Origin of the sequence: Advenella mimigardefordensis DPN7 (assembly GCF_000521505.1) — a bacterium.
Classification (GTDB): Bacteria; Pseudomonadota; Gammaproteobacteria; order Burkholderiales; family Burkholderiaceae_B; genus Advenella; species Advenella mimigardefordensis.
This window is the reverse complement of sequence record NZ_CP003915.1, coordinates 844,346-868,227: the sequence shown is the minus strand read 5'-3', so window position 1 is coordinate 868,227 and position 23,882 is coordinate 844,346. Positions and strand designations below refer to the sequence as shown.

The following is a 23,882-nucleotide window of genomic DNA, read 5'->3' as shown; positions in this document are numbered from 1 at the left end:
TTGTTAGTTTTTTTTCCCAAATGGGAAGGAAACACCGTCACTTTATTATTAAAAATAACGATGAGCACTCCAGAAGATCCCGATAGCCTGTCTAAAAACAATCAATTAAAGAAGCTGTCTACGGTGGCAAGAATAGGGGCGGCGATAGAAAAGACCAAGCCTATATCGGAAATGCTGAGACCAATGTCCGTCGGCATTAGGCCAGTTTCGGAAACGCTAAGAGAAACGTGTGCGTTTTCTGATGCCCTGAAATCAATCTCTACGGTGTCCGAAAGCTTTAGAAAAGCAGCGATCATGTCAGATAGATTACGGGTACCGTCTCTCTTCTCCGAACACATAGATCCGATATCCAAGCAATTTAGGATAGGTTTGATCGCGGAACAGGTTGCACTTGGCCAAATGTCTCGATCGTTGAGATTAGGCGACGTGGCAAAACTCATGCGTTCATCACATATTGAACGATTGGGTGCAATGGGTTCTGTCACACGCTCTATTGGAACACAACATATAAATAGCCTCTTCGAACCGTATAGAAAAAAACAGAAAGAAATTCAGGATATTTTAAAGCCCCAACTTGCGTTGCAAAGCAGATATAGAGCAGTACTTGAGCCTCTTGCACAAACTAGCTTTCAGGCAGCTGTTGGGCGAATACTTGCGTCTGAACTTCGCAACAATCGGAGCATCGTTGATGCTCTGGAACGGTTTAACCCTCGCCTATCTGATGAAGAAATGGCGAGTGTTCACCTGGAAGATGATGGCGAATTTTCGGTTGCAGGCGAAGTTGTCACGGTTGAAGCATTGGATCAGGCTTTAAAGCAACTTGAAATTCAACCCAGTACAGATGATCAGGATTTTATTGATCAATTTTTCAAAATCTTCGCTCGTCTCACAAAAGAAGTGAAGACATTCCTTCACCTTTTATTGTTAACTATCTGTGCCAATCAGCTCGCCCCTCTTTTGGAACGTTGGGCGGAAGAATTTGCCAACACAACCCCAAGAGTTGCCGTAAAAGCAATTAAACAGGAAGCAAAAGCGTTCTATGAACCTGGGATGGTCAGCAATTATCGGTTCGTCACTGTAAGTCTGCTTAATGTACGCAAGTCAAACAGCAGCAGATCAGAAAAAATTGATACGTTGAGCTTAGGAAAGACAGTGACTATCGTCACAAAACTAAAAGACTGGACACTGGTGGAATACCTCGATGACGAAGGCGATATGAGAGAAGGCTGGGTATTTTCACGATATTTACATAAATTGGTGAAGTGACATCCCTCCCCGTCTAAATGCGGAAGATTAATGGAAAGGGCGCCAAAGGCAACCCTAGAATTATTTACACCCTCAGTTTTGACTTTAAATGTGAATCTAGGACATACTTAAATGTCATATCTATGCGTAAGCATACACTTGTTTTTTGTATGTGCGCTGCCCTTCATTGTGGTTGATTATCTAGAGGAATTGATAACATTCCACCAAGGCAGCACTTCCTCAACATTTAGTGGAAATTTCTTTTGTACGTCAATTCCAAAATCTCTTCTAATTTCAACTATTCTCCAACCTGCATATTTTGGTAATGCAGCGTTGGCAAACGTTTTCAACAAGTTGTCTTCATCCGAAATGTACATAACGTCAACTAGGTCTTGAATTGAACAGAAAATTATAGGCCGCATATCAACATCCAGAACATTAGGATCATCTTCAAGTACTTTCTTGGCTTGAGCAAAAACCCGACCCTGTAAAGCGTGTGACATTTGCATCCAAGAGTCGATTGTGAGTACAACTGCATTTGCCGTATCAGAAATTTTACGTTCTGTATATTTTCCAATCCGCACATGCGAAAAGAATCGCCATAATTGAGTGACCGCTTTTACTATTTGTGCATATGCTTTATCAGAGGTTTCAAATGGGTGCTCTGAAAATTGTGCCTCAAATGTAAGTTTAGTGGCCTTACATTCAAACACTGTCGTGACTTCCTCGTTATCGATCAACAGGACATCTGGAGTATCTATGCGTGCTTTCTTCGGGCCGTACTGTTCGCTTGGAAATGCCTTAAAGCGCGGGCAGAATTTTTCAATTACCATCCCAACGTATTGCTCGAATCTATCATTGGCTTCCGTTATTGCCTGGTCAGCATCCTTTTTACTGGGTGCGCTGTTTATCATATCGTAGTAAAGACCAACAGTTGCGCGATACATAATCAATTGAGAGAGTGGTGATATGAGTATATTTTGATCTTGTGGGCTTCTAATAATAGGAAATTTGCGAAGTGAGCCTGGCAGATATGCGGTAGGAATTCTACCTCCCTCTATTGTTTTTTTTATGAGCGTTTGTGCATCAACTCGCAAATCTGAGAGTGGAAGGGAAATTAATGACAGTGTTTTGTCTATAAGTTCTTGTGTTACGTCTAGAACAGGTATTTCGATTGGTTTTATCCAAGGTGAATTACTAAGTTGAGTATATAAAACGCAGCTAACCTTCAAGAACTGTTCTATAGTAAATCCGTATTTATTTTCAAAGTTCGTTGCGCAACTTCCCTGACCATAGATGAACACATAACGATATAGTCGCTCACTTGAGTGAAATCCTCTTTGCCATCCGAATTGCCGTTGGCCTATACGATGAAGCTCATAGAATATTTTATCTTCTGTGCAAGTTAATCTGTTTTCATGGTTTTCTAATTTTCTTAAATTATTAATGACGGGAACTATAGTTTCAAAATTATCATAATTGATTTGTATTTTTGGTCTTTTGTCGGTTGTAAATAATAGGGTAAGCAGCGTTTCAATTTCCCATTTTGGTAGCGCATAATCAGATCCCAATGGCGCACCATATGCCGACCTTGGGAAACTTAAATATCTTTTAACGTTACCTCTGAACTCCGTTTGAAGCGTGTTGATTGACCACATAAATTGTAGGAACAATTTATCGTCAGTACGGCTTAAAAATTTGTTTAATTCTCTTTTTATTTTTTTAAGCTTTTGTTGATAAATTTGATCAGAAAATTTAACCATGTTGGTTTCCTCTTGCTTATTATTTGAAGCTATTCTATGTATTTATCGAATCTTTATCTACAAATTGATCTACTAGGCTAATTATTCAATAGATTTTGAAAAGGAAATTCAATGTGTGGCCGTTACGAATTTACAAAACCCCTTGGCAAAGAGTTTGATTTTATTCAATGGCCGGATATTCAGCCGGATCTAGACATACGCCCTACTAACGACGCGCCGACCATTTTATTAACTGCACAAAGTCAATATGAAATCCAATTGCGCAAATGGGGGTTTATCAGATCCTGGCCAGGGAAAACGGGAAAGCTGGTTAAGAAAACTCTAATCAATGCCAAATGCGAAGAAATTACAATGAAACGGTCATTCAAGAAGGCATTTGTCTGACGAGAACGAACTTGCCGTAAGTCTCGCTCAGAAGCTAGGGACTGTTCCAGATAGTCCAGAAAGCTCCAATCCTTGCTTGTCGCTTCAGCGGCAAGCTCTCGGTAACGTTGCATCAGCCCTTCGAGCTTGAGCGCCTGGCAGTGCGTATCAATGCGTTCGTGCTGCAGATTCATGCGCGTACCTCGGTCAGCAACTGTTGATAGACTGATAAGGGGTGTTGCAGCGATGCGAAGGGTTCGGATAACGCGCACTGACCGAGGCTGGTCAGCGGTTGTTGTGTGCGAGAAAATGCAGGCAGAGGCAGTAGAGCAGCCCGCTCCAGCTCTTCGAATAATACGGCGGGTGCCTTATGAGTAACAGGATGAATGTGCTGGTTGGCCACATCCCGCAACCACTTGGCCACTTCAGCGTTGGCTGTCTCTACGTCCAATGTCAGCCCTGACTGCTTTAGCCAGCTGGATAACGGTACATAGAAATTGCCACGTAGGTAACGATGAAAACGCTCAACTTTACCCTTAGTGCGTGCACGATAGGGCTGGCATAGACGAGGCATGAAACCGTAGCACTTGGCCAGGTCCAGCATCCCGGAATGCCAGCGATGGTGACCCAGGCCATACGCATCTCGCTCGACCACGATCGTCTTGGCATTATCGTAGAGGATTTCTCTGGGCACACCGCCCAGGGTCTCAAACAACGCATGGTGGCAGGCCACCAGCGTGCTGGCACGCTCATTGCTGGCAAACCTGACCCATCGCCATCGACTATAGCCAAGCGTAGCTGTAAAGGCATAAAGGGGATGACTACCCCGGCGAAACACCACAAAGTCGCATTGCATCTGACGGCCTGGAGGAGTCTCAAACCTCACAACAGGGTCTGGTGCCGGTGTTGGGCGGTGTAGCTGCATGAACGCCTGAACACTGCGTAGTTGGCCCTGATAACCTTGCGCCTTGAGCTCCCTCAGAAGCGCTGGGGCGGCTATCTGCTCGGGTTCGGCTGCCTGCATGCGTTGCACGATATACGCATGAAACGGCTCCAGTTTGGTTGGCCGCGCTTCACGCGGCTTGTAACGCAGCGTCTCTGGCAAAGCCAGGTACCGGGATACCGTATTGCGGGAGATGCCCAGGCGACGCGAGATCTCGCGCTGTGATAAACCCTGGGCCTTGAGTACATGGATAGACATCCACTGATCCTTCTGAAGCATCGTCGGCCTTCGCGCACAAAAGACCAACTTTACGGGAAAGTGGCTCAGTTTTACTTTGCGCGGAGTGGCTCATTATTACTTTGCACGCAACAGGTTCCTCGCTTATTCAGCAATCGGCCACACTGATTTTCCTGCCGAATCCCAAAGTGAAACGCGAGACCTATATCAAGGATTTTGGATTGACCCCAGTTGAGTTTGAATTGTTGCAGCAGCTGGGCGAAAGAAGCCATAAATTTCTTGTAGAACAAGGATCTAACGTTACAGTAGCCCATCTTGATTTGACCAACTGCGAAGACGAATTGCTGGTCTTCTCGGGCAGTCAGGACATGGCCGAGATCGCTGAAAACGCAGTGCGCTAGGTAGGATAAGATCCTGCAAAATGGTTGCCTCTGTATTTGGACCGTGTCAAAATCGCGCGTGGAGAGTGACGACTTCAAGTCACTTTTCGCGTTTCACAGAAAGAGGTCAATTATGAATCGCAGATATTTTTTGGCCGCAGCGGGGGCTGCGGTTATGACGATCATGGCCGGCTGCGATCAGCCAGAAAGTAAATTCGCCGGCTACTGGCAGGACGCCGGAACAAACAAAGCTGCGAAGTTTCCGGTACTGCTCCATATACGCCCAAACGGCGACAGCTTCATCGTGACCATTACCATTTGGGAAGGCCCCTTTGGACGTGGCTACGAAGCCAAAGAATTTCCGGCCACAAGAGGTACGTCAAGCGACGAGCTCAAGGTTTCTAATACTCCCCTCGCCTTCACATATGACGCGGCCACTGATTTGCTATTGGTAGCCGGCGATAAATCGAGAATCGAGCGCATATCAAAAGAAGATTATCAAGCGGCTCTGGATTCCGGCAAGGCAGAGTACGAACGGAGAAAAGCCAGGAAAAAAGAGGCGCAAAAAGCCAAATAAACAATAAGTAAGAAATTACATATCACTGATTCTTTTACTATCGACCAAATTCGGCATACTGATAATGTAGATTTAATTGTCTCGTTAATAGGTGGTAGCGGCGAGAGCGGTCGCACCTTGCGGCATGCCCTCGTGCCGTTCGATCACCACACCGCTATCCATAATCCCGCTGTCCAGATACGCACGGATCAGCCGGATCACGCCGGCACCAGCAATGCGTTTCTGTAAGCGATCGATCAGGATGTCGTGGTTGGCCCAGTCGAAGAACTTCTCCAGATCCACGTTCACCACGATACGACGACCGGATTGCACGTACGACTGAGCGGCGAGCACCGCATCATGCGCCCGTCTGCCCGGTCTGAAGCCGTAGCTGTATTCGCTGTGATCCGCCTATGGCGGGACTTGCACACACAGGCTTCGTTCTTATGAAACTTTCTCAGCTTTTGAGTACGAAAGATCAGGTTAACCCTAATTCTTTATGATAATTAATTAACATCGTAAACCTATATTCATTGTAGCTAAGGAGCCTACTATCTCCGTTACGCATCGCTATAATATAGCGCTCTACGTACCGACGGAATTGCTTTGTAACGTGCCCCTCTTTGCCTTGTAACTTCTTACCGGCGTCTTTAGATTTCAAAACAAAGACTTTGTCACTCACATGTGCAGCATCACGAATCAGCATCACCTTCTGATAGTCAAGCCCCATTCCCTTTATCGCACGATCCGGATCTCAATTTACTTCCAAAATATAACTGGCATTATGTTTTATGTTCGAGCGAACAGGAATAGCAAATACAAGACCATTTACCAGAATCTGCACAATGCCGTGCCCACGTACCTTATCACCAGGCATCCAGGATTGAGTTGCTTCATCAAAATCCAGAGCGTCTCTAACTATTGGATTATCCGTGTAGAACGAATTAGCTAGTTTTTAACTTCATGGCCTGACTATTTGATACAAAACTGATACAAAAAAACCCCGACAAAAGTCGAGGTTTCTAGGGTAGTTAAATACAAGGAATTTTGAGTTTTTTACGTGGGGATGTTCCTACCACCACTAACTACGAACCGATCGTACCACGCTATACTTTCTTTTTCAAGCCCGACTAATAAGTTTCGGGAGAGGCATTTAGTGGAATGCCTTCAGCGCCTTGCCAGGGGTAGAGCCGGGTACTCATGCAGCTCTAATATTCTTTACACCAACTATTATTTATATTTAATCGTATGGCGTCTCCGACAGGAATCGAACCTGTATCAAGAGCTTCGGAAACTCTCATTCTATCCATTGAACTACGGAGACATTTAGCCAAGTCCGCTATTTTACCCTATTGTGAAGATTCCTGTAAGCCCCGGACGCGATACTTGCGTAGTAAATTTCTGCTTAAAATAAGACACTTTCACCTGTTGCTGGGCGTAATCAAGTACAAAACAGGGTGACAATCGTTATAATCCAACATTACTTATAATTTCATCTCCGGGGGGAAAGGGCATGGTCCGGCAGTATACGCGTCATTTGGCTTCTTTTTTTCCATTATTTAACATTGCAATGACCTGTAGGATGTATCTATGAGCGATCAAACAGAACACCACGAAGAACACGATGAACATAGCAGCCCGATCAAAACGCCTAAACAGCTGATCGTTGTCGTCGTACTCGCGTTCATACTCCCTGTACTGATTATTATCCTGCTGGTCAATGTCGTCAGCTCTTCCACTAGCTCCGGTGCGGGCAGTGACTCACTGAGTGAAGAAGCTGTTGCCACTCGTATCGCGCCCGTTGCCAAATACAACACCGCCCCCGTGATTGTTGCTGCTGCTGACGCCGGTCCGAAAAAACTCAAAACCGGCGAAGAAGTATACAAAAGCCTCTGTATGGGCTGTCATGACACCGGCGTTGCCGGTGCACCTAAATTTGGTGATAACGGCGCCTGGGCACCCCGCCTGCAAGCGGGGCAGGCTGAAGTGGTTAAAATCGCCATTCATGGCCTGAACGGAATGCCTCCAAAAGGCGGTGACCCAAGCCTGAGCGATCTTGAAGTGGAACGCGCTGTTGTCTACATCGCTAACCACTCCGGTGGTTCATTCAAGGAACCGGCCGCACCCGAAGGTGACGGTGCTGCTCCTGCTGAAGGCGCCGCTCCTGCCGAAGGCGCTGCTCCTGCTGAAGGCGCTGCTCCTGCTGAAGGTGCTGCTCCTGCCGAAGGTGCTGCTCCTGCCGAAGGCGCTGCTCCTGCCGAAGGCGCTGCTCCTGCCGAAGGCGCTGCTCCTCCCGAAGGCGCTGCTCCTGCCGAAGGTTCCGCTCCTGCTGAAGGTGCTGCTCCTGCCGAAGGTGCCGCTCCTGCAGCCGCTGCAGGTGCAGCAGCTGGCGCGGCCGCCGCGGCTCCGGCAAATGACAAACTTGCCGAAGGTGAAGCACTGTACAAACAGATCTGTTTCGCCTGTCATGACGCCGGCGTTGCCGGTGCACCTAAATTCGGTGATAAAGCAGCCTGGGATGCCCGCATAGCAACCGGCATGGACAAACTTTACGACGCCGCCCTGCACGGCCTGAATGCTATGCCACCCAAAGGCGGATCGTCTGCATCCGACGAGGTTGTCAAGGCTGCTGTTGATTACATGGTAAAAGCAGTGAAATAATTTGCGACCCTTTCGGTCGTAGTGAAAAAAGCCCACTTTCTAATAAGTGGGCTTTTTGCTTTGGATAACGTTTATTATGCTGTCGAACCGGCACGTAAGATCACGTGCCGTACCGCCTACTTGCCCAGCAACGCGGCAATTTGCTCATCACTCCAGCCTAGCTCCTCCCGAAGAATCTCCTCGGAATGCTGACCCAGCATAGGAGGCGCATGACGATACTGAATGGGCGTGTCGGAAAAACGCAAGGGGCTGGCCGTCATCGGTGTTGCCCCCGCTGCGGGATGTGGGAGTTCCAGCTTCAGTTGACGCGCAATGACTTGCGGATCTGCATAAACCTGATCGATCGTATTAATCGGCCCTGCCGGAATATTGCTGGCTTCAAGATCGGCCAGCCAGACATCACGCTTACGGGTTTTCATGACCGATGCCAGCAAAGGAATGAGCGAATCGCGGTTCATGACCCGACCGGCATTTTTTCGGTAGCGTTCATCTTCAGCCAGTTCCGGCATATTGATCAGGCGACAAAACGCGGCAAATTGCGTATCGTTGCCAACCGCCAGAATAAGGTGGCCATCTTCAACTGCGAATACCTGATAGGGCACCAGATTCTGATGCGCATTGCCGGCGCGTTTTGGCGCTTTGCCGGATGTCATGTAATTGAGGTTCTGATTGGCCAGCATGGCCACCTGGCAATCGAGCAGCGCCATATCAATATACTGCCCCAGACCGCTGCTGTGACGCTCATTCAGTGCAGCCAGAATGGCAACGCTGGCATACATGCCGGTCATCAGGTCCGCTACCGCCACGCCGGCCTTCTGGGGACCGCCACCGGGCAGATCGTCGTGCTCCCCGGTAATGCTCATGAGACCACCCATGCCCTGGATAATATAGTCATAACCCGGCCGGGTGGCATACGGCCCTGTTTGCCCGAATCCGGTAATAGAACAATAAATAAGCCGTGGGTTGATCTGTTTGAGACTGGCATAGTCAAGCCCGTATTTTTTCAGACCGCCCACTTTATAATTTTCCACGACAATATCGGCTTTTGCCGCCAGCGCAAGGATAACCTCGCGCCCCGCATCGGTGGTGAAATCAAGCGCCAGTGAGCGTTTATTGCGATTCGCAGACAAATAGTAAGCCGCTTCGCTGGTGTCTTCCCCGTGTTGATCCTTCAGGTAGGGAGGCCCCCAGCCACGTGTATCGTCACCGCTACCTGGGCGTTCCACCTTGATGACGTCAGCGCCCAGATCGGCCAGATTCTGGGTACACCATGGACCCGCCAGAACGCGTGTCAGATCAAGTACCCTGATGTTCGCCAATGGCGCCATACGCTGTGTCATTTTCCAGTTACTCCATATTCAAATTATGTGACCGCCGCCGGCCTGTATGTCAGATGTTATTGATTCCCGGATTCGGCCATCCGTGCAGCCCGACGCAGGTCACGCACTAGCCTGCCAATAGTCAGGCAAGCTACCCCGCCCTGACCGCCAAGGGCTTACATTCTACCCCTTTTTCTGCAACATCTCTTTGAGCCGCACCAGCCGTTCCTTGGGTGTCATACCGCTGAACGGATCCACCACCGTTTTTACGCCGGTTTCCAGACCCATTTCACTGATAAACCGCGATGGTTCGCGAATCAGGTCTTCGCGAGCCTTGCGTCGCTTCTTGCACCAGGTTAATGTCAGATGAAATTGCGCCCGGGTAATGCCCACATACATGAGGCGGCGCTCTTCCTGAATGCGCACTTCCAGCGCTTCGGCATCCTTGTTCGCATCGCCATACTCATCATCTTTGCCAAAATGGGGCAACAAGCCCTCTTCTACCCCAACCATGTGTACGTAAGGATATTCCAGCCCCTTTGAAGCATGGATGGTTGTGAGCCGTACGGCATCAGGATCTTCGTCGTCTTCGCTGCGTTCCAGCATGGTGATCAGCGCAATATGCTGAACCAGTTGCGCCAGCGTCAGGCCATCTTCCTGCGCCTTACGCTTAAGCCAGTTGGTCAGCTCAAGTACGTTCTGCCAGCGCGATTGCGCCGCGCGCTCTTCCTGGGTGTCATATAAATAACGTTCATAATCGATGTATTTCATCAACTCATCGAGTAGCTCGGTTGCACCTTCGGCCGGGGTCGCGGCACCGCCATCGGTCCTGCCACGCCCGGAACGCCACTGTATATTGCGAATGAAATCAACAAACACCTTCAGGGGCTCAAGCTGACGGGGGGCGATCCGCGTAGCGGCCAGTTCATCGTGAACGGCATCGAACAGTGAACAATTGAGCTGCGTGGCCGTATCTCCGAGCGCCGTCAGACTGGCTTGCCCCACTCCGCGTTTTGGCGTGGTCACTGCACGAATAAATGCCGGATCATCTTCTTCATTGGCGACAATACGCAGGTAGGCAATAATATCGCGGACCTCGGCCTTATCGAAAAAACTTTGCCCACCGGCGATCACATAGGGAATCCGCAACTCCCGGAAGGTTTGCTCAAACAGGCGCCCCTGATGATTACCACGATAGAGTACAGCGTAATCTTTCCAGCGGGCATTACGCTCGAAACGGGAGGCCGAGATGCGCATGCCTACCGATTCGGCCTCGGCCTCTTCGTTGTCCATGACCACCACCTGAATCGGCTCGCCCTGACCCAGTGTAGACCAGAGTTTTTTGCCGAACAAATTGGGATTGCGGCTGATCACCTGGTTGGCTGCGTCCAGGACGGTAGCGACCGAACGATAATTTTGCTCGAGCTTGATAATACGCAGTGCCGGGTAATCCTGAGGCAGTTTGGCCAGGTTTTCGATAGTGGCACCACGCCAGGCATAGATGGCCTGATCATCGTCACCCACCGCCGTAAACATGTCACGCAGCCCGGTCAGAGAACGTACCCACTGGTACTGGCACACATTGGTGTCCTGATATTCGTCCAGAAGCATATAGCGGCAGCGCCGCTGCCAGCGCTCCCGCAGTTCATCATTGGTACTCATCAGGGTGGCCGGCATCACAATCAGATCGTCAAAATCCACCGACTGATAGGCGCGCAAGGTTGCATCGTAGCTACGGTACACACGGGCCGCATCCATTTCGTCTGGTGTCTGGGCGATTTTTTCTGAGTCGTCCGGCGTAATCAGCGCGTTTTTCCACAGGGAAATCTGCTGCTGAACGCTACGCAGCCGGCCCTTGTCGGTGGTTGCCAGCAGCTCCTGAATCACCCCAAGCGCATCGGTGGAGTCCAGAATGGAAAAGCCGGGCTTCAATCCTGCCAATACTGCCTCTTCCCGCAAAAAACGCACGCCCAGCGCATGAAATGTGCTGATGGTGAGTCCCTTAAGGCGCTTTTTTTCCACGCTTTGCTGAATCCGCTCAGCCATTTCGCGTGCCGCCTTATTGGTAAACGTAAGCGCAATGATGCCGCGGGCATCGTAGCCGCATTCATTGATCAGATAGGCAATTTTCTGAGTGATAACGCGCGTCTTGCCACTGCCGGCGCCTGCCAATACCAGACACGGCCCGTTCAGGTACAGTACGGCCTCGCGCTGCGCGGGGTTCATCGATTGCAGTGCATTGCTCATTATCTAGATTTCCAGTGGGTCGACTTCAATGAAATAACGCATGCGCTGCTTCTGTCCGATTGCTTGCACCTGCGGCAGCCACTGCTGCAGAAAACGCTGCAACGCGGGCCTTGATGCCGACTCTATCAGCAATTGCGCCCGCTCAACGTGAGCGACCCGCAGAATCCTCAAGGGAACCGGATCGTAAAGACATACCGCGTCGGGCTCGCCTTCGTCGGCCAGAACCGTAGCAGCCTGTTCCCGGATTTCCTGAAGAAACGCCAGCGCCCGTTGTACGCTTTTGGCTTCCGCGGTGATCAGGGCCTGAAAGGTAAAGGGCGGCAAGCCGGTGTCCTGGCGTTCAGCCAGCAAGTCGTCGGCAAAGGCCGGAAAGTCGTTGTTCAGGAGAGTCTGATAGACCGTATGATCGGGATAGCCGGTTTGAATCAACACCTCGCCGCCTTCCGCATGACGCCCTGCCCGGCCGGCCACTTGCAGCAATTGCGCAAACAGGCGCTCCGGAGCACGAAAATCAGCAGAAAACAGCATGGAATCGGCGTTAAGCACGGCCACAAGACCAAGACGTTTGAAGTCATGGCCCTTTGCGACCATTTGCGTACCCACCAGAATATCAATATTGCCGGTGTGCACTTCATCGAATAGCCGCAGTGCACTCCCCTTCAGTCGCGTGCTGTCCGCATCAATACGCTGGATCCGTGCCGCAGGAAAGATGTCCTGCAGGAACTCCTCTACCCTTTGCGTGCCACGCCCCAGCGGCTGCAGGTCCTGGTTGCCGCAATCGGGGCAGATGGACGGCACCCGGCTCTGAAAACCGCAGTGGTGACATTGCAGCTGATAGCCACTGCCTGGCGTACGATGCAGTACCGTATGCACCGAGCACCGCGGACACTGGCTGACCCAGCCGCAAGCCGCGCAATGCATGACGGGGGCATAGCCGCGACGATTCAGAAACACCATAGACTGCTCGCCACGCTCGAGCCGGGTGCGGATCGCCTCCAGCACGCCCGGCTCGAACCCCTGGTTCAGCTTGGCCTTGCGTGTATCGACAAGACGAATATCGGGCAGAAAGCGGGTTTTGGCACGCTGCTCCAGGCTCAATCGAGTGTAGCGGCCACTCAGCGCATGATGCCAGGTTTCCAGAGAAGGCGTTGCCGATCCCAGTATTAGCGGGATGCCCGCTTGATGTGCGCGCCACACGGCCAGATCACGCGCAGAATAACGCAAGCCCTCTTGTTGCTTGTACGAAGCATCGTGTTCTTCATCCACAATGATCAGGCCTGGATTATCCAGTGGTGCAAAAATAGCCATGCGCGTACCCAGCAGCACCTTGAGTTTGCCACGCTGGGCATCTGCCCAGGCCTTGAGCCGCTCGCCATCGGCCAGACCGCTGTGAAATACGGCGATTTCCTCTGGAGCCACCAGATCGGCAAACCGCGCCCGGACGGCAGTCTCCAGTTGCGGAGTCAGATTAATTTCCGGCACCAGCATCAGAATTTGCTGGCCACGCTGCAGGAACGTAAGTGCCGCGTGCAGGTAGACCTCTGTTTTACCGCTGCCGGTTACGCCATGCAATAGATAGGCAGCATAGCCGTCCGACTCGCATATTTGCTGCACAGCCTGTTGCTGCTGGGCGTTCAACACGATTGGGGAAGGTACAACCGTTGCGGGTGCGCTGCGCTTTTTTCTATCGGCCCTGGCCACCGGCCCTCCAGCAGAACGCTTACCCAGATAAGCAGTCGGCTTTCTCAATCCGTTGGGCAGCACCGGCAGGATCACCTCTCCCAGTGAACGCTGATAGTAGCGCGAGGCGAACTGAGCCAGAGCCAGCCAGGAAGCAGAAAACGCCGGAAGATCGTCCAGCACCTGCTCTACATCGCGGATCTGGTCTGGATCAAGCGCCGGCGCGGGCAGTAACTCGATGACGACGCCAATGAGTTGTCGTGAACCAAAAGGCACAATGACACGCTGCCCTATTTGCACCGGGTGCTCGCATCGATAGTCGAACGCGTCCTGTCGGGGAATATCCAAAACGACACGAACCCAGCTGACTTGCACGCGTATTTCCTGAAAGAAGTGAAGACAGATGGCGTTATGCCACCTGTTTGAGTATTACCTTTAAGTTACATATCCATGTCAATACTTAAAGTGATTTCGTAGCTTTCTGCTTTAAAGCAAGTACCCGACATCACTTATTAATTAACCGCCACGGCCTGTGGATAACTTTGGGGAAAACTATATTACAAAAAAACTATTGAAAAGAAATGAAGGATCAAATTTATTTCATATCGAAATATTCATAAACTAATTTCTTAAATTTCAATAACTTAAAATACAAGTCCGTAGTGTTACAGCAGTTTGTCCAAAAACAACATCAGCTTGACATCTGTGCACAACTTAGCATCAGCCATGTTTGCCTGAACTATAACTGTGCACTTCATCCACCAGAATTGACACATTCTGGGGCGGTGTAAATTGTGAAATACCGTGACCAAGATTGAATATATGGCCGCCATTTGTAACCGGTCCGAAGTCGTCAATGACGCGCCGCACTTCGTGACGAATGGCGGATTCAGTTCCAAACAGCGCCATGGGATCTATATTGCCCTGCAATGCAACACGATCACCTACCCGTTCACGGGCCTGTTTAAGATTGACCGTCCAGTCAAGTCCGATCGCATCGCAACCGCTGCTAACGATGTCTTCCAGCCATAATCCGCCCCCCTTTGTAAATGCAATGACCGGCACCACAACACCATCCTGAGTGCGATTCAGCTGGCTGATCACCTGAGTGATATACGCAAGCGAAAATTGCTGATAGAGGCCATCGGCGAGGACGCCGCCCCAACTGTCAAAAATCATGACGGCCTGGGCGCCTGCGCGAATTTGCTCGTTCAGATACTGCGCCGTCGCCTGGGCGGTGACCTCCAGAATACGATGCAGCATTGCAGGCTGCGCATACATCATGGTTTTGATTTGCCGATAATCTGTGGAACCCCGTCCTTCGACCATATAACATGTAACTGTCCAGGGGCTACCCGCAAAGCCGATCAGGGGAACGCTTCCGTTGAGCGACTGGCGGATCTGACTGACGGCGTCGAACACGTAACGCAACTGGTTCATGTCTGGAACGGCAAGCTGTTCAACATCCTGCTGAGTGCGCACAGGGCGTGCAAACTGAGGACCTTCACCCGCAACGAAATCCAGGCCGAGTCCCATGGCATCGGGCAGCATGAGGATGTCGGAAAACAGAATGGCGGCATCCAGAGGGAAGCGGGCCAGGGGCTGCAACGTAACCTCTGTGGCAAAATCCGGATTTTTGGCCAGCCCCAGGAACGACCCCGCCCTGGCACGCGTCTCATTATATTCAGCAAGGTATCGTCCCGCCTGACGCATTAACCATACAGGCGTATAGGGAACATGCTGGCGCTGCAGTGCGCGCAGGAAAACATCGTTCTGCAAAACCGGAAAAGCCATCGGGAACCTTTAATATCTATAAATCTATGATTTTCTTACCGGACAGATTGTATCGTACCTGGTGTAAGAATGGCCGCTGACCGCTCCCTTAACATGTAGCGGTTTGCCGCCAGATACCACTGCAACTCAAATACCATTGTCGCGAAACGGTTCGGCACTGATCTGATGTTTGCACATGAGCGCCCAGAATGCCCGGCGATGTTTGTGGGAATTGCGCGCTGCCAGGGCGATATTTCCCTTGCTGCGCGCCAGCGCATGCGTAAGATAAGTGCGTTCAAACTGGGCAACCACGACCGATTTCAGTTGCTGAAAGCCTTCGGGATATTGCGCGATTTCCTGACAGCAGACCCTGGGGACGCTGAGCACTGTCGGATAGGTGCTGACCGACTTGCCTGCATGAGCAAGCCCGCCCCCCATCCGACGTAAAAGCGAAACAGGCGGCAGGATGCCATTTGCACCTGCGGTAACGCCCATCATTGTGGTAACGGGCATGCGACCAACGGGACGTTTGAAGCCCGGCAATAATGGCAGCCCCGATTTGTCTGCAGCAAGATGCAACGCACCCACAGCGGCAGAGGCAGGCGCGGGGCCATATTCAGCCTGATACGCCATGGCCGAATCGTGAACGGCATATTGCTGCGGATTAACGCTGTCGCCCAGCAATGAGGGAAGACGCGCCTGAAGCCCCCGAAGTTCATGCAAGGCACGCAACAGCCTGACACGGATTTCCTCCGGCTCACATGGCCATAAGGCAAAATCAACGACACCGAGCTCGAGCAGATCGATCAGCCCAATGGGACGCAACGCCAATCCCAGCACAAAAATGGGACGATGCTGTTCAATACGCGTTTGCTGCAGTAATAAACGGGTCCAGACCAGCGAGGCCGACGAGACGGGCAGACAGATCGCATCAAAATGGCGCAGGGAATAAGTCATGTCCTGCAGCATCGAGACTGACGGAAATGAGCCTTGTTCCGCTCGGGGGGAGGGTTCTATCAGACTGAAATGCAGGCGAGCGTTAGGTAAGCGGTCCTGCCTGAGCAACGTTTCTGCCAGTGGTTCGCAGCCGGGGATTTTGATAAGGGCGCAGTCCAGTCGTTCTTTCACCTTGAAGTCTCTCTGTGTAACAAAACGTACAGAATAAAGGCGCTCCCGACTAGCGACAATTCGCACTTGTCACACTGGGGCAATTACGGTTAAGTAACTGTTTTTGCTGAAAAAACAACGGATTTGTTGCAGTACATGACATAAAGCACCGGTGCCCTTGCTTATTACTAGGGTTAACCCTATAATGGTTTATACCTAGTTTTTACAGTCATTTAAGGAACCCAACACCATGAACATTTCTATGAAAAACGCCCTTGCAATGAGCGACGCCCCTGAACTTGCTTTCAGCGATTCCATGGAGCGTGAATTGATCAACAATGCAATCAACGAAGAACGCGCTATGAGCCTGACCGGACTGATCAAAGCCATCGCCACCTCTGTGGCCGCTGCTGGTGTCATGATGTATGACATGATCAAGGAAACAGAAAAAGCGATTGATGACACTGATTCTGAAGGTGGTTTCAGCTGGTAATAGCTGATCGTTCCTGCGATATTGAACGCGGGTACGCACAATCGAAGTAGCAGTAATAAATGTGGCGAACGTGATCGTACGCCAAACGGGTGATTGACTGACGGCGCATCTGCCTGCAATTGAACCCACAGTGGCCGGACAGCTGCTGTGATGCAGGCGGATGATATGCCGGAATGAGCAATCTGACCGTATAGTCAGGGATGCTGGGGCACCATTGCCGCCGCAATCCATTGATGTCTCTCTGACAGTACTCCTCGTAGCCTATTGCCTGTAACGGGCACGCGACAATAAGTTGCCAACGCTACCGCACTCCCCGCTTTTTTCAGGCCACAGCTCCAACAAAACATGGACAGCGCACGGCCATTTTGTTTCAAATATCACCGATGTTGGCGGCAACGCCGCTCATTCAATAACAATCCATCAGAACGATTAACGAACACGCAGTTGTTCCGGAAAATTCGCGCAGCCTGCTTAAGCTGGCGAAAAACAATGAAAAACGGCAACAGGAACCGATTGTCCTGTTGCCGTTTCTGTTGTGCGCCAAAACCAAAAGCCGCCGGCCGTCACACACCCGCTGCTGCCGGGCTAGTCAATTGAAATATTGCCCTTGCGAATCACATCACCCCAGGTCTGGGTTTCATCAGAAACAAATTTAGCAAACTCTGCCGGTGTGTTCTTTTCTGCGGTCGCACCCAAGCCTTCAAGTTGCTTGATCACATCGGGCCTGGCCAGAATTTTTTCCACGGTTGCATTGATTTTATCGACGATAGGCTTGGGTGTCCCTTTAGGCGCCACCAGACCAAACCATGAAGACACATTAAACTGTGGATAGCCAGACTCTTTCAGCGTAGGCACATCGGGGAAGGCCTCCGAGCGCTTGTCTGTCGTTACGGCAAAGGCCTTGATCTTGCCTGCCTTGACTTGCGGTACGGCAGCCGGCATATTCTCGAATACCACGTCGGTCTGCCCACCGACCAGTGCGGTCATGGACGGGCCACTACCGCTGAACGGAATGTGGAGCATATCAATACCCGCCTGCTGCTTGAACAGCTCGCCCGCCAGGTGAATAGATGTACCGGCACCAGAAGAGCCATAATTGACCTTACCAGGATTGGCCTTGGCGTAGTCTACAAATTCTTTCACATTGTTATAGGGCGTTTTGTTGCTGGCAACCAGGATATTGGGGACTTTGGCTACCAGAACGATAGGTTCAATATCCTTCTCAATATTGAACCGGGCGTTTTTGTACAGCGTCTGGTTGATCGTAGTGGTCACAGCCATCATCATGAGCGTGTAGCCGTCTGGTTTTTTACGCAGCAACTGGTCGGTCGCAATATTGCTGCCTGCACCCAGTTTGTTTTCAACCACGAAGCTCTGGCCAAGTTCGTCGCCCAGGCCCTTGGCCACAATACGGGCCAGTACGTCTGTCGTGCCGCCGGCAGCGAAGCCGACCAATACGGTCACGGGTTGCGATGGATATGCTTCTTCCTGCGCAGACGCCGTATTTACCGCCGCCAGCAATCCCAGGCCGGCCGCGAACGACAAAGCGCGGGGGAAAAAAGCTTTCTGAGTTAAATTCATGTTCTATATCGCCTATACTTTACAATGATGATGTTGTCTGTGATGATGCGCGCGAAACAAGCAACACGCGGATTTGGAATCATGGACAGCATTCCTTTCACAACTGAAATTATAGAACACTCATGCAAAACAACAGCCAGAGTCGTCCCGGTGGAGATATTATCGTCGATCAACTCGTCCGTCAGGGCGTAGATCATGTCTTTTGTGTGCCAGGTGAGAGTTACCTGGCCGTTCTGGATGCGTTGCACGACGCCAGTATTAACGTCACGGTGTGTCGCCAGGAAGGCGGCGCGGCCATGATGGCGGAAGCCCACGGCAAGCTCACCGGCCGGCCCGGCATCTGCATGGTCACCCGCGGGCCTGGCATCTCCAACGCCCTGGCCGGCATCCACATTGCCAAGCAGGATTCAACGCCGCTTATCGTCTTTGTCGGGCAGATTGAAACCGGGATGCGCGAGCGCGAAGCGTTTCAGGAAGTGGACTACCGCGCCGTTTTTGGCACACAGACAAAATGGACCACGGAAATCGATGATGCGGCCCGCATTCCTGAACTGATCGCCCGCGCTTTTCACGTCGCCATGTCCGGTCGTCCCGGCCCCGTTGTCATCGCCCTGCCCGAAGACATGCTGGTGCAAATGGCCAGCGTCGCGGACGCACCAAGAGTAGAACCGGTAGAATCAGCCCCGGTTCCTGAACAAATAACACAAATGGCCACGCTGCTGGCTGGTGCAAAAAAGCCGCTGGCCATTCTCGGCGGCTCGCGCTGGACACAGGAAGCCGTCAATGATTTCATACGTTTTGCCGAACAGCAGCAGTTGCCGGTAGCAGTCCAGTTCCGGCGTCAGCATCTGTTCCCTTCGTCGCATCCGAATTTCGTGGGTGATATCGGCCTGGGCATCAATCCGAAACTGCTCAAAATGGCGCAGGAAGCCGACGTGATTCTGTTGGTAGGCGGACGCATGTCGGAAATCGCCTCACAAAGTTACACACTGCTGGACATCCCGGTACCGAAACAGACGCTGATCCATGTGCACCCGGACAGCCAGGAACTGAACCGCGTATATCAGGCCGCACTGGCCATCAACGCGACGCCTGCGCAGTTTGGCAAGGCCGCTGTCGAACTCGCCGCAAGCAGCCAGGACTTGCGCAAAAACGATGTCGATGCCGCCCATGCCACTTATCTGGAGTGGAGTAATCCGCAGTCTGTGAATACACCCGGCGCCCTGCAAATGGGTAAAGTCATGGAATACCTGGAAAGTCATCTGGAGCCGGATGCCATTCTGACCAACGGTGCCGGCAACTACGCCACCTGGCTGCATCGCTTTCACCGCTTCAATCACTTCAATACGCAACTGGCCCCCACATCCGGCTCAATGGGCTATGGCGCCCCTGCAGCAGTCGGTGCCAAGCGCGTGATGCCGCAGCGACAGGTTGTCTGCTTTGCCGGCGACGGCTGCTTTCTGATGCATGGCCAGGAGTTCGCCACTGCCGTACAGTACGGATTGAATATTATTGTGCTGATATTTGACAACGGCATGTACGGTACGATACGCATGCACCAGGAAAAGCACTATCCTGGCCGCGTCAGTGCCACGAACCTGCAGAATCCGGACTTTGCCGCTTATGCCGTGGCGTTTGGCGGCCATGGCGAACGGGTGGAAAAAAACGAAGAATTCGGCCCGGCATTTGAGCGGGCAGTGGCCAGCGGCAAACCCGCGATTTTGCACTGCCTGATCGACCCGCAAGCCATTACGCCCACCGCCACGCTGGATCAACTGCGCGCGGCGGCGGAACAGGCGCAGTCGCAATAATCCGAAAACACAGACAACGCAAGCTGCGGGCATGGTTCGATGCCCGCAGCATCCGCCATCCACACAGGTGTCGGCCGAACATCACTTATTCAACACCTGCGCCTGCGTGCCTTACTGGCAACGATTACCTGCCTTTATGGACCTGCCTTTATGGACCTAACTTTATGGCAGTTCCGATAAGCCCATAAGACCCTCCATGATTTGCCAGGCATAGCTGGCGGCCCGTAACCAGCACGATGACAAGTGACATTTTTCATCATTCGGGTGCAATCACATATCGCAGCAAACAATCCAGCAGATCCACGAACTGTTGATAAATATTAAGTTGCTTTTTCAAATAAAATATATAGTGACTTATCGCCTTGAGACTGACAGTACAAGCGCAATCAACATCATCGCTTAAGGATCACGCATGAGTACACATACAAGCACACCATACCAGGGGAGCGATCGTCTCCTTTTCGGCATTATCATGGGCGTGCTGGCCTTCTGGCTGTTTGCCCAGACCACCCTGAATATTTCCCCGATCATGGCTAAGGATCTCGGCATCCAGCCGACGGTCATGAATATCGCAGTCTCGATCACCGCCCTGTTCTCCGGTATTTTCATCGTGGTCATGGGTGGCCTGGCAGATCGCTACGGTCGGGTACGGGTTGTCCAGTGGGGCTTCATTTTCTCGATCGCCGGCTCACTGCTGGTCGCGGTGGCGCCCTCCGGTCCGACAGGCGCTGCCTTGCTTATGCTCGGACGGATCTGCCAGGGTCTTTCCGGCGCTTTCATCATGCCGGCATCGCTGGCGCTGGTCAAAGCTTACTGGGATGGCGCCGGTCGGCAGCGTGCGGTATCGCTCTGGTCCATGGGCTCGTGGGGCGGATCTGGTTTCGCCGCCCTGTTCGGCGGGCTGATGGCGCAGAACCTGGGCTGGCGCTCCATTTTCTGGGCCGCCGCGGTGCTCTCCCTCATCGGGATGCTGATGGTTCGCGGCACACCTGAAAGCCGTGCGCAGGCCAAAGACGGCTTCAAACTGGATCTGCGCGGCATTGTCACCTTCATGATCGCAATGGTGGCGCTGCAGGTGTTTGCCACCCAGGGTGGAAAATTCGGCTGGGGCAGCGCCACGTCGCTCGCCCTGCTGGCAGTCGCCATTGTGTTCGGCTTCGTTTTTATACGCGTAGAAAGTAACAATGCAAATGCCTTTGTCAATTTCGGACTATTCCGCAACATGACCTACACCGGCGCCACCATTTCCAACTTTCTGCTCAACGGTGTAGCCGGCATGCTGATTGTGTCCATGACATTGCTGCAGCTGGGTGGCAATATGGACGCCCAGCAAACCGGGCTGCTGACACTGGGCTACGCCATTGTCATCGTGACATTTATCCGTGTCGGGGAAAAATTATTGCAACGCTTCGGCCCCCGTAAGCCCATGATCTGGGGCACACTGGTCGTCGGCGTCGCCATTCTGTTGCTGATGGCCACCCATGTCATGCTGGATACCTACAAACTGCTTGCGATTGTCTCTTACGCATTGTTTGGTCTGGGTCTGGCATTTTATGCCACGCCGTCGACCGATGCGGCACTCTCCAACCTGCCAGCTGATCAGGCCGGCGCCGGCGCGGGCATCTACAAAATGGCCTCGTCTCTGGGTGCCTCTTTCGGGGTCGCCATCTCCGCCGCCGTATTCACGTCTCTGTCGGGCGATAACAGCGCCGTATCGTGGATCGAAGGCGTGATCAGCTATGTGGGTCGACAAGATAATCTGGCGGTACGCGAAGCCGGTTTTTTTGCCCTGGCCGTGAACCTGCTTATGGTCATTGCCGCCATCCTCTCTATCGTCATCACGGTACCCAAACAAAGCCACGCGAAAAAGATGTAATTAACCAGCGCCCCGGCCGGGTCCAGCCGGCCGGTCGGGAAACCTTCAACGACAAAGGAATTTAATGATGAATGCAATAACCCCGGAACTCGATCAGCGCAGCATGAAGCAATGGTTTGAACAACTGCATCGCATGCCGGAACTGTCCATGCAGGAAGGCAAGACGGCAGAGTATATTGCTTCCATTGTGAAGGACCTGGGCTATGAGGTTGAAGTGGGTGTGGGCCAACATGGTATTGTTGCCTCTCTGACTGTCGGCGATAGCCCCAGGGCGATCGGCTTACGCGCCGATTTTGATGCCCTGCCGATCCAGGAAGTCAACACGCTGCCCTATAAGTCCGGCGTGCCCGGTGTGTCCCATCTTTGTGGTCATGACGCCCATACCGCCATGCTATTGGGGGCCGCAAAATATCTGGCGGAAAAACGCAATTTCAACGGCACGGTGCGCCTGATTTTTCAGCCCGGCGAGGAAACCATGCAAGGCGGTCCTGCCATGATCGAAGACGGCCTGTTCGAACGCTTCCCTGTGGATGCCGTATTCGGCATGCACAATATGCCCGGACTGGAAACAGGCAAGCTTTACTTTACACCCGGTACCACCATGGCAGCCGTTGACAACTGGGAAATTGAAATCACAGGTAAAGGCGGCCATGGCTCCATGCCTGAACTGTCGATCGACCCGGTCGTTGCCGGCGCTTCACTGGTCATGGCACTGCAAACCATTGTTTCACGCAATGTCAGCCCGGCCAACAAAGCCGTTGTCACGGTAGGCGCCTTCCTGGCCGGCAATGCGGGTAATGTCATCGCGCATAGCGCCATCCTGCGGCTGTCCATTCGTACTACGACGCCAGAAGACCGCGATATGGTCCTGCAGCATATCCGCCGACTTGTCGCCTCGCAGTCCGAGTCATTTGGATGTACCGCCGAGATTCGTACTGGTGTACCCGGCGCGGTATTGGTCAACGACCCCGAAGAAACCGAGAAGGCGGCGGACATTGCACGCAAGACCTTTGGCGCGGAGAATGTGATTTGCCCCGGTCCCACATATCTGGGCTCCGAAGATTTTGCCTTTATGCTGCAAAAGAAAAAAGGCACTTATTGTTTTGTAGGCAATGGCAATACGAAAATGGTTCACCACCCCGAATATGTCTTTGACCAAAACAACCTGAGTATCGGTGCCACATACTGGGTTGCGCTGACCGAAAGCTATCTGGCCTGACTGGCCTGATAGCAAGAATAGGCAGGAAAAGACTCAGCCCGTGCCTCCTGGATGATGCTTGCGGCAGGTACGGTACTCGAAAACAGTAAAAGCACAGGCGCCAGACCGAGACAAAAAGCCGGTGTTGAAACACAAAAGACGCCCTGAGGCGTCTTTTGCATTGTGTTGCCAGTACCGCTACGACAATGAAAGATCAGTGACGATTTTTCATGTTGGCCAAACGACGGGCTGCCGCAACCTGCGCTGCCAGCATAGCCAGTTCGGCTTCGACAGCAGCAATATCCTGCTTGTCGTGTGCGTTCTCGAGTGCTTCCAGCGCCTGCTGGCGAGCCTTCTCGGCCTTGGCTTCGTCCAGGTCTGCCGCACGGATTGCCGTGTCGGACAGCACTGTCACACCAAATGGCTGCACTTCAAGAATACCACCGGCTACAAACACCAGCTCTTCTGTTCCATCTTCACGTACGATTTTCAATGTACCTGGACGGACTTTGGAGATCAGCGGTGTGTGACCGGGCAACACGCCCAGTTCACCGCTTTCACCTGGCAAAGCCACAAACTTGGCTTCGCCCGAGAAGATGGATGCTTCAGCACTGACAACTTCTACTTTGAGTAAAGTAGCCATAGCTAT

The 23,882-nt window shown here is 52.0% G+C and carries 18 protein-coding genes, 1 tRNA gene and 2 pseudogenes; 9 read left to right on the top strand and 12 right to left on the bottom strand.

Going from position 1 to position 23,882, the window contains the following annotated elements; all coding sequences use genetic code 11:
- The gene (locus MIM_RS04000; RefSeq protein WP_144084585.1) at positions 1-1,266 is read left to right on the top strand and encodes an SH3 domain-containing protein; all 1,266 of its coding nucleotides are present in this window, start codon (positions 1-3) and stop codon (positions 1,264-1,266) included.
- A gap of 176 nt (positions 1,267-1,442) precedes the next feature.
- Here MIM_RS04000 and MIM_RS03995 read toward each other — a convergent pair whose 3' ends face one another.
- Entirely contained in the window at positions 1,443-3,008 is a 1,566-nt protein-coding gene (locus MIM_RS03995; protein ID WP_025371473.1) for a hypothetical protein, read from the bottom strand.
- Positions 3,009-3,119: 111 nt separating this feature from the next.
- Here MIM_RS03995 and MIM_RS03990 point away from each other — a divergent pair.
- A pseudogene (locus tag MIM_RS03990) lies at positions 3,120-3,326 on the top strand (SOS response-associated peptidase family protein); the annotation flags it as partial.
- Here the strand turns inward: MIM_RS03990 and MIM_RS23580 are convergent.
- Positions 3,251-3,505 carry a hypothetical protein gene (locus MIM_RS23580; RefSeq protein ID WP_456047804.1) on the bottom strand — a complete coding sequence of 85 codons (255 nt, stop codon included), beginning with the start codon at positions 3,503-3,505 and terminating at the stop codon, positions 3,251-3,253. The pseudogene MIM_RS03990 and the gene MIM_RS23580 sit on opposite strands and share 76 nt — an antisense overlap.
- Before the next feature lie 56 nt (positions 3,506-3,561).
- Positions 3,562-4,593, bottom strand: coding sequence for an IS21 family transposase (gene istA / locus MIM_RS03985; protein ID WP_025371471.1), 1,032 nt, complete (start codon positions 4,591-4,593; stop codon positions 3,562-3,564).
- A gap of 80 nt (positions 4,594-4,673) precedes the next feature.
- Between istA and MIM_RS03980 the strand changes: the two genes are divergently transcribed.
- Positions 4,674-4,952, top strand: coding sequence for a hypothetical protein (locus MIM_RS03980; protein WP_025371470.1), 279 nt, complete (start codon positions 4,674-4,676; stop codon positions 4,950-4,952).
- 112 nt (positions 4,953-5,064) lie between these two features.
- Complete coding sequence (locus MIM_RS03975; protein WP_025371469.1) at positions 5,065-5,508, top strand: hypothetical protein; 444 nt, start codon at positions 5,065-5,067, stop codon at positions 5,506-5,508.
- Positions 5,509-5,603: 95 nt separating this feature from the next.
- Here the strand turns inward: MIM_RS03975 and MIM_RS03970 are convergent.
- A pseudogene (locus MIM_RS03970) lies at positions 5,604-5,889 on the bottom strand (reverse transcriptase domain-containing protein); the annotation flags it as partial.
- A gap of 847 nt (positions 5,890-6,736) precedes the next feature.
- A tRNA-Arg gene (locus MIM_RS03960) sits at positions 6,737-6,811 on the bottom strand.
- A gap of 266 nt (positions 6,812-7,077) precedes the next feature.
- On the opposite strand from MIM_RS03960, the gene MIM_RS03955 reads away from it, so the two are divergent.
- Positions 7,078-8,148 (top strand): c-type cytochrome, encoded by a 1,071-nt coding sequence (locus MIM_RS03955; protein WP_025371467.1) that lies wholly within the window; start codon positions 7,078-7,080, stop codon positions 8,146-8,148.
- A gap of 116 nt (positions 8,149-8,264) precedes the next feature.
- Here the strand turns inward: MIM_RS03955 and MIM_RS03950 are convergent, their stop codons facing one another.
- From MIM_RS03950 to MIM_RS23350, 5 genes are all read right to left on the bottom strand, one after another.
- The gene (locus MIM_RS03950; protein ID WP_025371466.1) at positions 8,265-9,488 is read right to left on the bottom strand and encodes a CaiB/BaiF CoA transferase family protein; all 1,224 of its coding nucleotides are present in this window, start codon (positions 9,486-9,488) and stop codon (positions 8,265-8,267) included.
- Positions 9,489-9,650: 162 nt separating this feature from the next.
- Positions 9,651-11,714: a UvrD-helicase domain-containing protein gene (locus MIM_RS03945; RefSeq protein WP_025371465.1), complete on the bottom strand. Its 2,064-nt coding sequence runs from the start codon at positions 11,712-11,714 to the stop codon at positions 9,651-9,653.
- Between the two features lie 3 nt (positions 11,715-11,717).
- Positions 11,718-13,769 (bottom strand): primosomal protein N', encoded by a 2,052-nt coding sequence (locus MIM_RS03940; protein WP_025371464.1) that lies wholly within the window; start codon positions 13,767-13,769, stop codon positions 11,718-11,720.
- Between the two features lie 345 nt (positions 13,770-14,114).
- On the bottom strand, positions 14,115-15,188 hold the full coding sequence (hemE, locus tag MIM_RS03935) for a uroporphyrinogen decarboxylase (protein WP_025371463.1): 1,074 nt from the start codon (positions 15,186-15,188) through the stop codon (positions 14,115-14,117).
- A 126-nt stretch (positions 15,189-15,314) separates the two neighbouring features.
- Positions 15,315-16,295 (bottom strand): response regulator, encoded by a 981-nt coding sequence (locus tag MIM_RS23350; RefSeq protein ID WP_222836915.1) that lies wholly within the window; start codon positions 16,293-16,295, stop codon positions 15,315-15,317.
- A 229-nt stretch (positions 16,296-16,524) separates the two neighbouring features.
- Between MIM_RS23350 and MIM_RS03925 the strand changes: the two genes are divergently transcribed.
- Positions 16,525-16,767, top strand: coding sequence for a hypothetical protein (locus tag MIM_RS03925; protein ID WP_025371461.1), 243 nt, complete (start codon positions 16,525-16,527; stop codon positions 16,765-16,767).
- 585 nt (positions 16,768-17,352) lie between these two features.
- Here MIM_RS03925 and MIM_RS03920 read toward each other — a convergent pair.
- Entirely contained in the window at positions 17,353-18,348 is a 996-nt protein-coding gene (locus tag MIM_RS03920) for a Bug family tripartite tricarboxylate transporter substrate binding protein (RefSeq protein ID WP_025371460.1), read from the bottom strand.
- A 122-nt stretch (positions 18,349-18,470) separates the two neighbouring features.
- Here MIM_RS03920 and MIM_RS03915 point away from each other — a divergent pair, with 122 nt between their 5' ends.
- The 3 genes from MIM_RS03915 (at position 18,471) to MIM_RS03905 (ending at position 23,254) form a co-directional block, all read left to right on the top strand.
- Positions 18,471-20,159, top strand: coding sequence for a thiamine pyrophosphate-binding protein (locus MIM_RS03915; protein WP_025371459.1), 1,689 nt, complete (start codon positions 18,471-18,473; stop codon positions 20,157-20,159).
- A gap of 412 nt (positions 20,160-20,571) precedes the next feature.
- Positions 20,572-22,035, top strand: coding sequence for an MFS transporter (locus MIM_RS03910; RefSeq protein WP_025371458.1), 1,464 nt, complete (start codon positions 20,572-20,574; stop codon positions 22,033-22,035).
- Between the two features lie 64 nt (positions 22,036-22,099).
- Positions 22,100-23,254 (top strand): M20 aminoacylase family protein, encoded by a 1,155-nt coding sequence (locus MIM_RS03905; protein WP_322786685.1) that lies wholly within the window; start codon positions 22,100-22,102, stop codon positions 23,252-23,254.
- A 193-nt stretch (positions 23,255-23,447) separates the two neighbouring features.
- On the opposite strand, the gene MIM_RS03900 is transcribed toward MIM_RS03905, so the two are convergent.
- Positions 23,448-23,876 (bottom strand): F0F1 ATP synthase subunit epsilon, encoded by a 429-nt coding sequence (locus tag MIM_RS03900; protein WP_025371456.1) that lies wholly within the window; start codon positions 23,874-23,876, stop codon positions 23,448-23,450.
- Positions 23,877-23,882 lie beyond the last annotated feature (6 nt).